Consider the following 16,524-nt stretch of genomic DNA (forward strand, 5'->3'; position numbering starts at 1 on the left):
TTAACCTAAGGAGGTTAGTATGAGTGATGTGCCTATACATAAATTATTTATTCATGGTCAATATGTTGATGCAACTAGCAATCAAACTTTTGATGTTATCAATCCTGCAGATGGCAACCTTATTGCAAAAGTGCAAAAAGCAAGTTCTCAAGATGTGGAAGACGCAGTTAAAAGCGCTCTTGAAGGTCAAAAAGTTTGGGCTGCTACAACTGCGGTTGAAAGAAGCAGAATTTTATTGAAGGCCGTAGCACTCCTTAGGGAACGCAATGACGAACTTGCTCATATTGAAACCTTAGATACAGGTAAACCTATCAGTGAAACAAAGTATGTTGATATAGCCACCGGCGCCGATGTAATTGAATATTTTGCCGGCCTCATCACAGGTTTGCAGGGCATTCAAGTACCATTAAGAGAAAGTAGTTTTTTTTATACAAGAAGAGAACCTTTAGGTGTTATCGCAGGCATAGGCGCTTGGAATTACCCTATACAAATTGCCATGTGGAAATCAGCACCCGCTTTAGCTGCTGGAAATGCGATGGTATTTAAACCAAGTGAAATGACTCCTTTAGGGGCGCTAAAATTGGCTGAAATTTATATGGAAGCTGGGGTTCCTCCTGGTGTGTTTAATATAATTCAAGGTTCTGGCCATGATGTAGGTCAGTCACTCATTACTCATCCAAATATCGCAAAAATCTCTTTTACTGGCAGTGTAGAAACAGGCAAAGAAGTAATGTCAGAAGGGGCTCTGTCGACTTTAAAAGAAGCAACTTTAGAACTTGGAGGGAAATCACCTCTCATTATTTTTGCAAACTGCGATCTAAACAGAGCCGTTGATATCGCTATGATGGCAAATTTTTATAGTACTGGTCAAGTCTGCACTAATGGAACACGAGTATTCATCCCACAAGAGTTAAAAACCGCATTCGAAGAAAAGATAATTGAAAAAATTAAAAATATTCACATGGGAGATCCTTTAAATCCAGATACAAATTTTGGCCCTCTGGTTGGATTTGAACACATGAATAACGTACTTCGCTATATAGAAAAGGGCAAGACCGAAGGGGCTAGATTACTTACTGGTGGCAACAGAGCAAAAGGTAATTTCGCCAAAGGTGCATACATTGAACCTACTGTTTTTGTTGATTGCACGGATGATATGTCAATTTTTAAAGAAGAAATTTTCGGTCCTGTAATGTGTGTCACTACTTATCAAACAGAAGATGAAGTTATCCAGCGTGCAAATGATACTGAATTTGGCCTGGCTGCAGGTATTGTTACTGATAATTTAAGCCAAGCTCATCGTGTAATAAATAAATTAGAAGCTGGAATTTGTTGGATTAATACATGGGGAGAGTCCCCAGCACAGATGCCTGTAGGAGGATATAAACAATCTGGTATTGGCCGTGAAAATGGAATAACGACTTTAGAACATTACACACAAATCAAATCAATACAGATCGAACTTGGTGATTTTAACTCTGTATTTTAATCTCCCAAATATATTTATGCGTCTTAGACCTGCTGTGGAAAAGTGCTCTATGTTTGTCACATTAAATTTTATTATGAGGATTTTACATGCCCAATACACTCAAAAAAGAATACGATTACATTATTATTGGTGCTGGTTCAGCTGGTAATGTTCTAGCGACTAGATTGACTGAAGACCCTAATATTTCAGTTTTGTTACTAGAAGCAGGAGGTCCTGATTATCGTTTGGACTTCAGAACACAAATGCCTGCAGCTCTAGCCTATCCACTTCAAGGAACCCGTTATAATTGGGCCTATAAAACGGAACCTGAACCTTTTATGAATAATCGACGAATGGATTGTGGAAGAGGTAAAGGATTAGGTGGTTCCTCCTTGATAAACGGAATGTGTTATATTCGCGGTAATGCTATGGATTATGATAATTGGGCAAATATAAAAGGCTTGGAACAATGGGCTTATAACAATTGCCTGCCCTATTTTAAAAAATCTGAAACAAGAGATATAGGTGCTAATGAATATCATGGAGATTCAGGCCCTGTCCGTGTTACAACGCCTAAATTAAATAATAATGTGCTCTTTCATGCCATGGTCGATGCTGCTGTTCAAGCTGGATTTCCTCGTACGGATGACTTGAATGGTTTTCAACAAGAGGGTTTTGGACCTATGGATAGAACTGTAACACCAAATGGTAGGCGATCTAGTACAGCTAGAGGCTACCTTGATCTATCGAAAAATAGAAATAATCTAACTATTGTCACACATGCAACTACTGATACAATTTTGTTTTCAAATAAAACAGCGATTGGAGTCAAATGGATTCAAAATAAGAAAACACATGAAACTTTTGTGAATCGCGAAGTTATTCTCTGCGCAGGGGCTATTGCTTCTCCACAAATTCTTCAACGTTCTGGTATAGGTCCACGTAAATTATTAGAAGAATTAGATATCCACGTAGTCAATCAACTTCCTGGTGTTGGGCAAAATCTTCAAGATCATCTAGAATTATATTTGCAATTTGAATGTAAAAAGCCTGTTTCTATTTACCCTGCAACAAAATGGCATAGAAAACTGATGATCGGTGCACAATGGTTATTTAAAGGTACAGGGCTAGGGGCCAGTAATCAATTTGAAGCAGGGGGATTCATCCGTACTCATGAAGAATTTGAGTGGCCTAATATTCAATATCATTTTTTACCAATTGCTGTTAATTACAATGGTTCCAATCCAATTAATTACCACAGTTTTCAGGCGCATATGGGCTCAATGAGATCTCCTAGCAGAGGAAGAATTCAAGTCAAGTCTAAAAATCCATTTGATCACCCTAGTATCTTATTCAACTATATGTCCCATGAACAGGATTGGAAGGAATTTCGAGCGGGCATTAGAATTACAAGAGAAATATTCAAGCAACCAGCGTTAGCTCCTTATGTAGGTAAAGAGATTTCACCGAGTATCAATGTCACAACTGACAATGAGCTAGATAATTTTGTAAAACAATTTGGCGAAACTGCTTATCACCCTTCCTGTTCAAATAAGATGGGTTACGATGATATGAGCGTAGTTGATGCAACAGGTAAAGTACATGAAATTGAAGGAATACGTGTCGTGGATGCTTCAATTATGCCTGAAATAATCACTGGTAATTTAAATGCTTGTACAATTATGATGGCTGAAAAAATTGCGGATATTATAATGAAAAAAGCGCCATTACCTGTATCAGATGCCCCTTACTTTAAAGCCAATAATACTCCAATCAGGAATGTTTGATCAGGATTCATAGTTTATTTAGTTGTGTTGACATTTAACTTTAAAACACAATCACATTCAAAATGATTGGAAATAGATCTTTCAAATTATATATCTTTGATAATAGGCATGACACTTTTATAATTTACTTGTAATAGAGCATTATAAAAATATAAGCGTCATGCCAAGTTTAATTTAACAAGCTGAACAGTAGAATTATCTAACAGACCGATGGTTGTCAAGCAACCTTCTTAGTGATAATTATGAATTTTGATAATGCGGATATCAAAGAATATGATCAGTTATTACTCGTTGTAGGTTATATTAAAAAATACAATTAAAATTGAATGTATCTATCATGTGATGCTTAAAAATAAACCGTGCACTTTAAGTCATAGTGAAACTATTATACTGATGCTTATATAACCCGATAAATTTTTCATCTAGGCACTCTCCCTTGGGCTATTTTATCTCTCAATAGCCATTATACGACCATCATGAAAGTTGAAATATGCACCTGAAAAATTTGCATCGCCATGCAAAGTGTCATTTCATAAAGTGAACAATCAGCTGTTCTTACAACATAGTGGGAATTAGTAAGATTCTGTTTTTATAATTCATTGAAACAATATTGAATTTGAAAATTATGCCCTGCTAATAACATGATTAATAATTTCTAAACATCAGGACCATATCTTTTATTTAATTGGCTATCGTGGATTTTTCAAAAACTATCTCGCATACAATACTGTTTAAAGTCCCTAACAATCGAGGTATAAAGAAGAATAGAGCTAAATCTAGTATTTTTCATCTCTTGAAATAGGGAGTCTTGCATAATACACAACTAATGTTCTGTGTGGTCTGATTAGGTCAATCCATAATTTAACCTTACAATCAATAATTTACTTTTTAAATTTATATCCTCTAATCGGAACATTTCCTATAACTAGAATATATAAAAAATGAATTAACACTTTTTTAAATAGTAGAGGATTTATGTATCTCAGTTCAAATAAGTTATATGTATTTTGAGTAAAAATAAAATACCTTGTACTTGCAAAAAAATTTGACACTACAAGTGTTACGCGCTTATAATTTAGTTAGGTGGCTAACTAAATTATAAGCGGACTATTTTTATGTATTTAGAATCAAAATATAGAACATTAACGAGTATTTTAAAAAAGCAGCATATAAACAATCTTGTGGGTATTGAGGCTTGTTTTATGCTACTTTCCTATGCAGACAAAATAAATCAAGCTTGTGCTAAAAAATTAGGAGAACATCAATTATCTGAGAGTAGATTCATGATTCTTACGCTTTTGTTGGAATATGATGTACTGTCGTCAAAAAAAATTGCAACGTTATGCGGGGTGACTAAACCTACAATGACATCTTTAATCCACTCTTTACTTAAGGACGAATTAGTTTATAAAAATAAAACCAGTCAGGATGGACGACAAGTGGATATTAAACTGACTGAAAAAGGAAAAAAGTTAATCATGAATCTATTTCAAGATCATATTTCTTGGATTGAAAGTATTACCAAGCAGTTTTCTGTTCTTGAACTAGAGACCTTAACAAACCTGTTAAATAAAATCACTGTATCCAAAAATTAAGTAGTCATTGATAAATAATGAATTGAGAAAATCAGCAATGCAAAGATTAGATAAATTAAATCAAGGCCTTGAAAGCACTACCCATCTTCAGGAATGTTTACAAATAAACCAAGAATTTCTTTTTAAATCGGTTATTGCGGAATTTTGTGAACAATCTTCTTTGAATGAAATGCTAATTGCACTTGACAAGAATTCAACAGAAGGTATTTTATCAAAAATGAAAGGGATAGGAAAAGTTCTAGCTGATGCAATTACCCATGGAAATATTACAAATGAAGCGTATGCATACCTGTCAAAACATCCATCAGACACAGTGAGGGGATGGGTCTGCTTTAGTTTAGCTTTCCAAACACCTGACCTTTCAGTGCCTGAGCTATTAGACAAAATTAAACTTTTTGCCATTGATAATCACTTTGGCGTTCGAGAATGGGCTTGGATGGCGATACGAGAAAAATTAGCTTTAGAATTAACCACCTCAATAAAATTATTGTCACCATGGGTAGAGGATTTAAATCCCCTAATGAGACGTTTTGCTGTTGAATGCTTAAGACCCAGAGGGGTTTGGTGTAAGCATATTGCTGAACTCAAAAAAACACCACAAATGGCTTTGATAATACTTGAACCATTAAAAAATGAACCTGAAAAATATGTCCAAGATTCCGTTGCTAACTGGTTAAATGATGCGAGTAAAAGCTCCCCTTCCTTTGTATTTAACTTATGCTCAAGATGGTTGACAGAAAGTGAAACCCCCTATACTCAGCGTATTGTCAAGCAAGCATTAAGAACAATAAATAAAAAATTTTTGAATGACACATTAAAAGTTCAATGAGATCATTGAATTATTGTAAGAAATTCTATCTATCTTTTTGCCATACTATCATTGTTTAAGTGATGATTAAATCCGTTTCTCTTGGGCTAACTTTACCTAATCTTAGGTTAGAGTTCTAACATATATTATAGAGAGGTGTTTATCTTTGTTAGATTAATGATCATTAGTTATTTTTTGGTGCTATTGATATTTTGAGACCATATTTGGCCTATCTGCATGACAACATCACAATAAAAGAAGTTTCAATCTTCTAACTAAAACACATTTGGAATTTATCATACCAAGTTACAATTACTCTATATTGCTTTATTTTAGCAAAAGCATTGCCAACCAAGTGCCGTATTTTGAATAAGTATTTATCAATTGCTCCGAGCTTTAACTCCCTAGCTTAAATAAGTTTTAGGATAAGGGACGTTTTGTTAAAGTTGACAACAATCTATCTTTAAACTTTTGAGTCAAAAAATTTCAATAACAAGATTTATTTTAGTAGAATTACATCCACAACTTTTAACAATAGCTTCACAGCTATCTCTTACTGCACTGGTAGTCTGCTGACGTGCAGTGCCAATTGACCCTCAGCTAAAACCCATTTTGTATCTGCGGTACGTGGCAACTGCCTTAAAACTCTAAAAAGCATTGTTTATTAGCTCATCAATTAAATGGTTTAAAACATCATTCCAATGCCCCCCATAATAGGGTAATTCACGCCAGGGATAACAGCGAGGACTTATATCAAGCAGCCACAAACAATAATCGGTATGATACTTTGATATAACCTAAACTAAGGTATTTAAAAAGTCTTATTGGTACTCTCACTTTATATCTGATAAATTTAATCTTGGCATGACACTTTCACTTTAATAATATTGGTTAATAAGCGAATTATTAATGTGCCATGCCTACTTATTAATTCTATTCATTTCAATTGTTGATTTATCAGACGCTTAGCCCTACTTATTTTTTCATCTCATGCCAACAACTCTAAAAAGCCTATCCTCTTTTTCTAGCAAATTCATTCATAAAATCACACAGTGCTTTAACGCCATCTAAACCCATCGCATTATAAATAGATGCTCTTACGCCCCCAACAGCTCTATGACCTTTAAGTGCTTGAAGACCCTCTTGTTCTGCTTCCTTTAAAAACAGAGCGTCTAAACTATTGTCAGCTAATTGAAATGGCACATTCATCCATGAACGATTTTGTGCACAAATTTGATTGATATAAAAATCATTTTCATCGATTGTTTTATAAAGTAAGGCTTGCTTTTCATCATTACGTGCTTCCATCCCTTTAACGCCGCCTTGTTGTTTTAACCACTCAAAGACAAGTCCTGTCATATACCAAGCAAACGTAGGAGGAGTATTAAACATAGAGTCATTTTTAGCAAGTACTTGATAATTTAAAACCGATGGCGTGTGAAGATGAGCTCTATCAAGTAAATCTTCCCTAATAATTACGATGGTTAACCCTGCAGGGCCAATGTTTTTTTGTGCACCAGCATAAATGACACCAAAACGCGTCACATCAATTTCGCGTGATAATATAGAGGATGAGTAGTCAGCAACCACAACTTTATCTCCAAAATCTGGCGCTTCATGGATAGCAATTCCATCAATTGTTTCATTAGGGCAATAATGAATAAATGCGCTATCATCAGATACAGCCCAATCTTTCATTGCTTTGACCCCTTTCATTCCATCCGGATGAATATGGTTAATATTTATGGCATTCACTTTGCAATATTTAGTTGCTTCTTCGATCGCACTATGAGCCCAGTACCCACCATCAATATAATCAGCGGTAGTTTTATGACCCAATAGATTTAATGGCACTGCAGCAAATTGTGCGCGTCCTCCGCCTTGGCAAAATAAGATCTTATAATTAGTAGGGATATTCATTAAGTCCCGTAAATCTTGTTCAGCTTTAGCAGCAATATCCATAAATGGCTTACCTCTATGACTAACTTCCATAACCGAAGTTCCTTGATTTTTCCAATCTAAGAGCTCAGATTGTGCTTTAAGCAAAACATCTCTTGGCAATATCGCAGGACCTGCGCTAAAGTTATATACTGGCTTCATAAACTCTCCTTTGTATTAAAGTTTCAATTAAATGGCAAATTATTTTATTCAATAGCCTTAGAAAGCTCATCGTTTGATAATTCAATTTCAAATTCATCCACAAGATCACGTGTGATCGTTGCCAGTACTTTATAAAAATCATTCTGACTGTAGGTTTCTATTTTACTAAGAATTTTTTTGCTTAATGGCAGTATAAAATCAAAAAATAATAATGACTGGTTTTCACTGAGTTGTTCTAAAACCAGTTTTTTTTGTTCACTTAAATTTCCTGAGCTTTGCTGTTCAGAAACTTGTTCTTCTCTTTTAGTCTCTAGCCATGCTAAAAGCAGCCATAAAAAGCCATAATGTGTTATGTTACTTTCCTGACTGATAGGCATAGCTGTCTCTTCAATTACTCTATTTATAAATTCAAGAGCTTGTTCTTTTTCATTATTCTCAATTAAATGTATAATATCAAGGCAAACCGGTGCATTATGAAGTTCAAATAATTTCTTGTATTCCAAAATAATCTTCCCTTTATCCGATTTTTCTAATCGCTTAAAAAGATCATCATGCTTTAAAGGCCAAATAGACTGAATTTTACCTTCAAAAATCATATCATAAAGGCTAATTAACACTGTGCATTCTGGATTACGATAAAATAAATTACCAATGATTCTCATCATTGCAGCTAAGTCATTCATATTTCTAATTTGTGGTGCTTCTGTATTTGACATAAACTTTCCTATTGCTATTAGGATAACATCCCTAGTAAACTTAATTATAAGTTATTTTTTATTAATAAGTCATCTGCTTGGTGTTTTGCATAAGTCTTTATTAATGGCATAAACTGAAAAAAATCATTTTCAAAATCACTATAATCTAATAGTAATTCCCTTATCGATTGATGCATTATCGATTGGCGAGGCTTTCTCTTATCCATTTGCACTAAAATTTCCTCCAAGCCTTCAATGGTTTTATACTTTAAAAACCAATTTTCACTTAATAAAATTGGGACAATCCTTTGAGAGCTTTTAGGTAAAATTGACAGATGATCTTCTAGCTGTAAATAAAAATTCCGGATGAAAACTTCAAGCTTAACTGAATGAAATTGGCTAAAATATTTGGCGAGAAAATGATCATAAAACATATCAACGATCACAGGACTATAGTGCCTATATTGTTCAAACAGACGTCTAACACTTTGTCTAAAAATAGGATGTCCATCCGTATAGCTATCAATTTTGCGGTGTAATAAAATACCAATACGCATCTCTCCATGATAATTGAGATAATCCTTTCCTTTCACTGAATCAGCAATAAAATTACCAATGGCTCTTAATGGGATGTTGTCTGACAAATAGACATGCGCTAAAAAATTCATAAAACCTCAGGTTCAATTGATTTAATCAATTATGCTTTCAGTACTATAAAAATCATCAGGTCAGTTTCTTAATTTTCGATTTTAGCAAGACAAAAAAAACGGCCTTAAAAAGACCGTCTAATAAAAGATTTAATTATTTTTCTTTTTTCTCTCTGACGTGAAGACCCCGTTTTTCAAGACCACGATAAATCAGTTGTTGTTGAACGATTGTTACGATATTACTTACGGTATAGTATAAAACTAACCCCGAAGGGAACCATAAGAAAAACACAGTAAATACGACTGGCATATAAGTCATAATTTTTTGTTGCATAGGATCTGTTACTGTGGTCGGTGAAAACTTCTGTATAAAGAACATAGTCACCCCCATAAGTATCGGCAGGATGAAATAAGGATCACGTGCAGAGAGATCGTTAATCCAGAAAATAAAGTCAGCATGTCTTAATTCCACTGAACTCATGAGCATATAGTAAAGTGATAAAAAGATTGGCATTTGGATAATAACAGGTAAACAGCCTTTAAGCGGATTGACTTTCTCTTCCTTGTAGAGTTTCATCATCTCTTGACTCATTCTTGCGCGATCATCACCAAATCTTTCACGCATTTCTTGAATTCTTGGCTGAAGCAATTTCATTCTCGCCATAGAGGTATACTGTGCTTTTGTAAGTGGATACATAATACCCCTTACGATGAAAGTAATACCAATAATTGCAAAACCCCAGTTACCTACGATTCCATAAATTATTTTCAATAATTTAAATAGTGGTTGAGATAAGAACCACAACCAACCATAGTCAACGGTTAAATCCAAACTGTCAGCTATTTTCTTCATCTCATCTTGTAATTCAGGGCCAACCCATAATCTAGAAGAAAATGTATGATTATTGCCCGGTAATACTTCAATTTCAGTTCCAATAAAATTGATAGAGGCAATACCAGTACTCGCATTAAAATAAGTTGAAAAAGTATTCTTATCTTCTTTATTTGGTATCCACGCAGTAGCAAAATATTGCTGTAACATGGCAATCCAGCCACCTTGTGTTTCGACATTTAACTGAACATCTTCGATGTCATCAAACCCATATTTCTTATACTTATCTTCAGTGGTCGAATAGGCCGCACCACGATAGGTGTGCAAAGCAAAATTATCACTTTCTCCTTCACGTCCCTTAGGTAGTGAAATTGATTGCTGCAATTGACCATATAAGCGCAGTCTTAATGGATCGTTGGTATTATTCTGTACTTTATAATCTACTCCAATAACATACTGACCGCGTTGAAATAAGAAATTCTTTGTATACACAGCACCATCTTGTGCGGTGAAACTAAGGGGGACAACTAAGCTATCTTTTCCTTCTTCTAATACAAATTCATTTTGTGTGGTGGTAAATTTTGCTCTACCTTCATTTGTATCAATTGCGTTCGGACCTGTTAATCCACTTTGGGCGTGATAGGTATATCCAGGTAATGTAGTCAGTAGATTAAAAGGAGTGTCTGAATTGAGGGCTTCAGGATAATTCAATAAAGATGCTTTTATAACATCACCACCTAAAGTGTTGATAGTCAGTTCTAAGACATCGGTTTTGACTGTAATTAAATTACCTTCAGTTTTTGCTACCTCTAAAGGATCTATAGTTACACGTTCAATCGCTTTAGCTTGCTCAAGCGCTTTAGTTGCATCATCTGTCCAGGCTTTCCAAACTAAAAAGCTTACAACAAGAAATGCAATCAAAAAAAGATGGCGTTGTTGTTCCATTGCGTTTCATTCTCTCCTACTGATTAAACTGAATATTTTAGGGCTGAGTTTCCCTTTTCCCCTTTGAACATGCACAAGTCTGCTTTTTTGGTATATCTTTATTTAACTTAACCGGTTTACATGGAACTAAATCCTCTCCACCTTCATGCCAAGGATGGCATTTTGAAAGTCGCTTTACACTTAAAAATATTCCTTTAATTATGCCAAAACGCTCAATTGCTTCAATAGCATAATGCGAGCAAGTAGGATAAAACCGACATGACGGCCCAAATAAAGGACTTATAAAAAGCTGATAACCCTTAACAAGTTTGATCAAGCATTTAGAGCCAAACGAGACAGACGGTGCCATAATTTATCCAAAATTAAATCTAATTCTTTATTGCTTAATTTTTCAGCAGGCTTTTTCACTATAACCACAAAGTCCATCGCTGGCAATTCATGCTGCTTTAGTCGAAAAGATTCTCGAACTAGACGCTTAACTCTATTTCTTTCATGAGCCCTTTTGATCTGTTTTTTACCGACGGTCAAACCAAGTCTTGGGTTATCTAGGGAATTTTTTCTGGCAAGAATTGTTACTTCGGGGGTACCTGCTCGTGATGGTATTTCAAACACAAGACTGAATTGTTTGGGTGTTAGTAATCTCAACACCCGAGGAAATGTCAGTTTCACCACAATAATGATTACCTGATTTAAAAAGGTCAAACCTGAGTTAGTTTAAATCAGGTACGTAATATTAATTAGATGATACTGTTAAACGTTTACGGCCTTTTGCACGGCGGTTTGCTAAAACTTTACGGCCATTTTTTGTTGCCATGCGAGCACGAAAACCATGAGCACGAACGCGTTTAGTATTTGAAGGTTGGAAAGTACGTTTCATTATAATCACCTATAATATTAAAATTTAAAACCACAAGATCGATACGCAGACTGAAAGCCCTTTAAAACTTGCGCATCAATACACTTAAAGTCGATGAATTATACAGAGTAATGTCAAAATCGCAAACATATATTTAAAAAAAAAACTTAAGTGCGTTATTTTTCGCCTATTTAAGGCATTTAGATTGAGACCCAAATTTGTATGAAATGACAACGAATATACTGGAAAAAATCTAGTTGAAAATCTTTTGAAATTTTCGGTTATTACTCACCACCACTATACTCTTGATACTCATAGCGAAAGCTTAAGTGAGAACAACATCAAATTGCTCATGTGAATACAAGGGATCAATTTGTACTTTTACTTGTTTACCTATAAAAATCCCTAACTCCGCCAAACTATGGCTTTCTTCAGCCTGTAGAGCTTCTCCTAGTTCTTTAGACGCATAAATTAAAAAACTATCAGCATGATATAATTGATTCATTCTAACAATCTCTCTCATGACATCATGACACAAAGTTTCTATATTTTTTACTCGCCCCCTCCCTTCACACGCAGGGCAAGGCTGACATAAAATGTGTTCCAAACTTTCACGGGTCCTTTTGCGTGTCATTTCAACTAAGCCTAATTGCGAAAAGCCATTTACTACTGTTTTAACTCTATCAAAAGAAAGCGCTGCATTCAAAGCATTTAACACCCGTTCCTGATGTTCAGGATTCTTCATATCTATAAAATCTATTATAATGATCCCACCTAAATTTCTTAATCTAAGTTGTCTTGCAATCACCTGAGTGGCTTCTAAATTAGTATTAAATATTGTATCTTCAAGATTTCTATGACCAACAAAAGCACCTGTGTTGATATCAATGGTCGTCATAGCTTCAGTTTGATCAATAATCAAATACCCACCTGATTTCATCAAAACTTTCTTATTTAATGCCCTTTGAATTTCATTTTCAACATCATGCAACTCAAATATGGGCTGTTTGCCGGTGTAGAGTTCAATAAATTGGGTTAATTCAGGAATATATTCATTGGTAAATTTTACCAACTCATCCATAGACTCTTTTGAATCTATCCTTATTTTAGCTAAATGCCCCTTAGAAAAATCTCTTAATAATCTTTGCTCAAGGGGCAATTCTGCATATAGCTGTTTACTACTGCCTAATCTCTGTTTTCTTTCTGTAATTTTTTGCCATAGCCTTTTTAAAAAAACCACATCATGAATAAGCTCCTCTTCCCCAACTCCCTCAGCAGCTGTCCTCACTATAAAGCCACCAAATTCATCACAATGTGGTGCTACAATTTCTTTTAATCGTTCTCTTTCTGTATCACTCTCAATCCGTTGAGAAACGCCCACATTTGGAGTTCCAGGCATCAGCACAAGATAACGACAAGGAATTGTTATATCTGTGGTTAATCTAGGTCCTTTTGTACCCAAAGGATCTTTGACAACTTGGACAATAATATCTTGACCCTGACTGACTAATTTGGAAATATCATGGACATGAAATTGCTTTTGTTCATCGCCTGCAACGCATTCAGTATGAGGCATGATATCCGAAGCATGCAAAAAAGCAGCTTTATCCAACCCAATATCAACAAATGCAGCTTGCATGCCAGGAAGCACTCTTATCACTCTTCCTTTATAGATATTTCCCACCATTCCACGTTTCGATTCTCGTTCGATGTGAATTTCTTGTAATAAGCCATTTTCGATGTGTGCAACGCGTGTTTCAGAGGGAGTTATATTAATTAAAAGCTCAATACAATCACTCATCTTTAGCATCCAAGTATTTTTCAGCATCTAAAGCAGCCATGCAGCCCGAACCTGCCGAGGTAATGGCTTGTCTATAGACTTGATCGGTCACATCTCCAGCAGCAAACACTGACTCTATACTCGTTTGCGTTGCAAAACCTTCAGTGCCTGATTTAATTTTTATATAGTCATTAATAAGTTCTAATTCACCTTTAAACAGTTGTGTATTAGGCGAATGCCCAATAGCAATAAATACACCATGAACTTCTAATTGTGATAATTCATTATTCACAGTAGAAGCAAGCTTTACTCCCGTCACTCCTGAATCATCACCCAATACTTCATCTAATATGTGATTTAAGTGCAAAATAATTTTCCCCTCAGCAACACGTTTCATTAATCTATCTACTTGAATTTTTTCTGCTTTAAAGTTCTCTCTTCTGTGGATTAAGTGAACTTCACTTGCTATATTAGAAAGATATAACGCCTCTTCTACAGCCGTATTTCCACCACCTACGAGACAAACTTTTTTATTTTTATAAAAGAAACCATCACAGGTAGCACATGCAGAAACACCTTTACCTTTAAACAGTGTTTCTGAAGGTAATCCTAAATACTTAGCTGAAGCACCTGTCGCTATTATTAATGCATCACACGTATACTCATACTTGTCGCCAACTAACTTCATTGGCTTTTCTTTAAGACTCACACGATGAATATGATCCAATTCTATTTGCGTCTGAAATTTTTCTGCATGTTGATGCATTCTATCCATTAAAGCAGGCCCAAGCAGTCCTGAAGGATCTCCTGGCCAGTTCTCAACGTCTGTTGTCGTCATCAACTGCCCCCCCTTTTCCATACCGGTAATGAGTAAAGGTTCTAAATTCGCCCTCGCCGCGTAAATAGCGGCTGTATATCCAGCTGGTCCAGAACCTAAAATAATCAATTTAGAATGCTTAATGACTTTAGCACTCTCTTTTGTTGTAGCGTTTAATAGGGTCGTTGAATTAAATAAAGGTTTTAGCATAATAAGTCCATTTGTAGGTAAAATTTATCAATGTTTTCAAAAGTTCAAATAAAAGAGCATCATTAAATCGAAGGCATTATCAATTGATAGCTCATTTGCACACTGCATTAAGTGTTACGTTTAATTTGTATAACCATTTTGTATCGCCATTTTATAAGTTTAGAGAGAACAGCTTAACCATCCAGATACCAGAATAATAGGTTTTCTTACAGAAAAAAACAATGACAAAATAGTGTAATTCAAAAAACGGTCTAATCTATTCCAGAGTATAATCGAAAAACTTTTATAATTGTCCAGTGACCGCCCCCCTCTCAATATCTATCCAAACCCTTTTTTTTTGTGGTAGAATACTGTTCAAAGTAATTATAAGTTGCGTATTTATAGTTTCTTTTTTAATGGGTTGAGTCCCTTTTTTAACAAAATTTTCTTTACATTAAGTAAGTGAATGCATTTAACTCATTGTTTTTTAATAACATAACACAAAGTAAATTGTTTTTTGTAAAGTTATTTAAAAGTTTTTCTCATAATTCAGGGAACTTTTCAAAAAATAAAGTGACTAAGTAAGGTAAGCAATTTTACTCACTGTGTTGTATTTTTAATACACTAAGTAAGTAAGACACAGGATGTCAGAGATGAAGCAAGAAGAATTGACAGATCAAATGTTAGTCGAAAAAGTCCAATCTGGAGATCAACAAGCATTTAATCTTCTTGTCATCAGATACCAGAGTAAAATAGCAAATGTTGTGGCAAAATTTGTTCCTCCAAGCGATATTGGAGATGTTGCTCAGGAAGTTTTTATAAAAGCATATCGCTCTCTGCATTCTTTTAGAGGAGACAGTGCTTTTTATACATGGTTATACCGTGTTGCGGTAAATGTTGCTAAAAATCATCTTACTGCACAAAGTAGAACTATTGATTCAATGGATATTGACTCTGATGATGCCTCTTTTTTAGAATCTAATGAGCATATGCATGCGATAGATAATCCTGAAAATATCATCATTTCAGAGCAATTGCATAAAGTTGTTTTTGCCGCAATTGAATCATTACCTGATGATCTTAAAATAGCAATTGTTCTCAGAGAATTAGAAGGTCTAAGTTACGATGAGATTGCTGAAAAAATGAATTGTCCTGTTGGTACTGTTCGTTCTCGTATATTTCGAGCAAGAGAACATATCGATAATTTAATTTTACCGCATTTAAAAAATCGGTAAGATCTTGTTTAAATTAATATTTAAACTTAACGTTAACTAACTAAAGGTAATTTAGTATGCAAAAAGAAGCGCTTTCAGCATTAATGGATGGTGAAATTAGCAATCATCAAACTGCCAATTCACTCATCAACAAAATGAATAAAGACGCCGATTTACGCAACACATGGTCGCGTTATCATTTAATGAGAGATACTCTCAGAGCAGAGGTTGCAAATTCTTTAAAATTGCAAGCAACAGAAGAGCAATTCACTGCTCTTGACATAGCGGATAAAGTAGCAGAACGATTAAAAGATGAACCAATTATTTTTAATGGCTCAACCCAGGCTAAAACTAAATCAAGCAAAAGCAATGTTGAACCAAAAAGAAGGCTAAATACCTTCGGTCAAAATGTTTTACAGTTTGGTCTAGCTGCTTCTTTTGCTTTTGCTTTAATTATTGGTGTACAGCAAATTAATAAATCTGACGCGGAAAATACACTTCAGTTTAGTGAAAACCCAACATTCAATACTTTACCAATTATTGGTGAAGCAACAGCGGTAAGCCTTGGTGTTCCTGGTTCATCTTCTGATTCAACTCATTCAATTAGTCAAAGACAACTGCAAATACAAGAGCAAAGACAACGTATCAATGCACTATTGCAGGATTATGAGTTGCAAAAGAGATTAGGTAAAAACCAATCTGAACCTACTAAATCCGAAGTTCAAGTAGGTTTATCTGTACCTGGTACTCAAAAACTTGGCGAAGAGCTAATTAGCACTCAATAACATATA

At 34.9% G+C, this 16,524-nt stretch carries 15 protein-coding genes and 1 pseudogene; 6 read left to right on the forward strand and 10 right to left on the reverse strand.

The window, feature by feature from the left end:
• Window positions 1-19 precede the first annotated feature (19 nt).
• From betB to ACFFIT_RS05000, 4 genes are all read left to right on the forward strand, one after another.
• Window positions 20-1,489, forward strand: coding sequence for a betaine-aldehyde dehydrogenase (gene betB / locus ACFFIT_RS04985; protein WP_385876551.1), 1,470 nt, complete (start codon window positions 20-22; stop codon window positions 1,487-1,489).
• 86 nt (window positions 1,490-1,575) lie between these two features.
• Window positions 1,576-3,255: a choline dehydrogenase gene (betA, locus tag ACFFIT_RS04990; RefSeq protein WP_385876552.1), complete on the forward strand. Its 1,680-nt coding sequence runs from the start codon at window positions 1,576-1,578 to the stop codon at window positions 3,253-3,255.
• Window positions 3,256-4,370: 1,115 nt separating this feature from the next.
• Complete coding sequence (locus ACFFIT_RS04995; protein WP_385876553.1) at window positions 4,371-4,850, forward strand: MarR family winged helix-turn-helix transcriptional regulator; 480 nt, start codon at window positions 4,371-4,373, stop codon at window positions 4,848-4,850.
• Window positions 4,851-4,887: 37 nt separating this feature from the next.
• Window positions 4,888-5,679 carry a DNA alkylation repair protein gene (locus tag ACFFIT_RS05000; protein ID WP_385876554.1) on the forward strand — a complete coding sequence of 264 codons (792 nt, stop codon included), beginning with the start codon at window positions 4,888-4,890 and terminating at the stop codon, window positions 5,677-5,679.
• Window positions 5,680-5,944: 265 nt separating this feature from the next.
• Here the strand turns inward: ACFFIT_RS05000 and ACFFIT_RS05005 are convergent.
• The 10 genes and pseudogenes from ACFFIT_RS05005 to trxB all read right to left on the reverse strand — a co-directional run.
• Window positions 5,945-6,043, reverse strand: a pseudogene (locus ACFFIT_RS05005) (IS5/IS1182 family transposase); the annotation flags it as partial.
• A 626-nt stretch (window positions 6,044-6,669) separates the two neighbouring features.
• Complete coding sequence (serC, locus tag ACFFIT_RS05010; RefSeq protein ID WP_385876555.1) at window positions 6,670-7,758, reverse strand: 3-phosphoserine/phosphohydroxythreonine transaminase; 1,089 nt, start codon at window positions 7,756-7,758, stop codon at window positions 6,670-6,672.
• Between the two features lie 44 nt (window positions 7,759-7,802).
• Window positions 7,803-8,474 carry a hypothetical protein gene (locus tag ACFFIT_RS05015; protein WP_385876556.1) on the reverse strand — a complete coding sequence of 224 codons (672 nt, stop codon included), beginning with the start codon at window positions 8,472-8,474 and terminating at the stop codon, window positions 7,803-7,805.
• Window positions 8,475-8,518: 44 nt separating this feature from the next.
• Window positions 8,519-9,121, reverse strand: coding sequence for an acyl carrier protein phosphodiesterase (locus ACFFIT_RS05020; protein ID WP_385876557.1), 603 nt, complete (start codon window positions 9,119-9,121; stop codon window positions 8,519-8,521).
• 133 nt (window positions 9,122-9,254) lie between these two features.
• Window positions 9,255-10,877 (reverse strand): membrane protein insertase YidC, encoded by a 1,623-nt coding sequence (gene yidC, locus ACFFIT_RS05025; RefSeq protein ID WP_385876558.1) that lies wholly within the window; start codon window positions 10,875-10,877, stop codon window positions 9,255-9,257.
• A 37-nt stretch (window positions 10,878-10,914) separates the two neighbouring features.
• A complete protein-coding gene (yidD, locus tag ACFFIT_RS05030; protein ID WP_385876559.1) occupies window positions 10,915-11,226 on the reverse strand; it encodes a membrane protein insertion efficiency factor YidD in 312 nt (103 codons plus the stop codon).
• Complete coding sequence (gene rnpA / locus ACFFIT_RS05035; RefSeq protein ID WP_385876560.1) at window positions 11,190-11,549, reverse strand: ribonuclease P protein component; 360 nt, start codon at window positions 11,547-11,549, stop codon at window positions 11,190-11,192. Before rnpA ends, yidD begins: the two co-directional genes overlap by 37 nt.
• A 61-nt stretch (window positions 11,550-11,610) precedes the next feature.
• The gene (gene rpmH, locus ACFFIT_RS05040; protein WP_385876561.1) at window positions 11,611-11,754 is read right to left on the reverse strand and encodes a 50S ribosomal protein L34; all 144 of its coding nucleotides are present in this window, start codon (window positions 11,752-11,754) and stop codon (window positions 11,611-11,613) included.
• 304 nt (window positions 11,755-12,058) lie between these two features.
• A complete protein-coding gene (rng, locus tag ACFFIT_RS05045) occupies window positions 12,059-13,534 on the reverse strand; it encodes a ribonuclease G (RefSeq protein WP_385876562.1) in 1,476 nt (491 codons plus the stop codon).
• Window positions 13,527-14,540: a thioredoxin-disulfide reductase gene (gene trxB, locus ACFFIT_RS05050; RefSeq protein ID WP_385876563.1), complete on the reverse strand. Its 1,014-nt coding sequence runs from the start codon at window positions 14,538-14,540 to the stop codon at window positions 13,527-13,529. The genes rng and trxB overlap by 8 nt, the downstream gene beginning before the upstream one ends.
• Window positions 14,541-15,172: 632 nt before the next feature.
• Here trxB and rpoE point away from each other — a divergent pair.
• Together rpoE and ACFFIT_RS05060 are read left to right on the forward strand one after the other, a co-directional pair.
• On the forward strand, window positions 15,173-15,754 hold the full coding sequence (gene rpoE, locus ACFFIT_RS05055) for an RNA polymerase sigma factor RpoE (protein ID WP_385876564.1): 582 nt from the start codon (window positions 15,173-15,175) through the stop codon (window positions 15,752-15,754).
• 56 nt (window positions 15,755-15,810) lie between these two features.
• Window positions 15,811-16,518 (forward strand): RseA family anti-sigma factor, encoded by a 708-nt coding sequence (locus ACFFIT_RS05060; protein ID WP_385876565.1) that lies wholly within the window; start codon window positions 15,811-15,813, stop codon window positions 16,516-16,518.
• The last annotated feature ends 6 nt before the right edge of the window (window positions 16,519-16,524 follow it).

The organism is Thorsellia kenyensis (assembly GCF_042432445.1).
Taxonomy (GTDB): domain Bacteria; phylum Pseudomonadota; class Gammaproteobacteria; order Enterobacterales; family Thorselliaceae; genus Thorsellia; species Thorsellia kenyensis.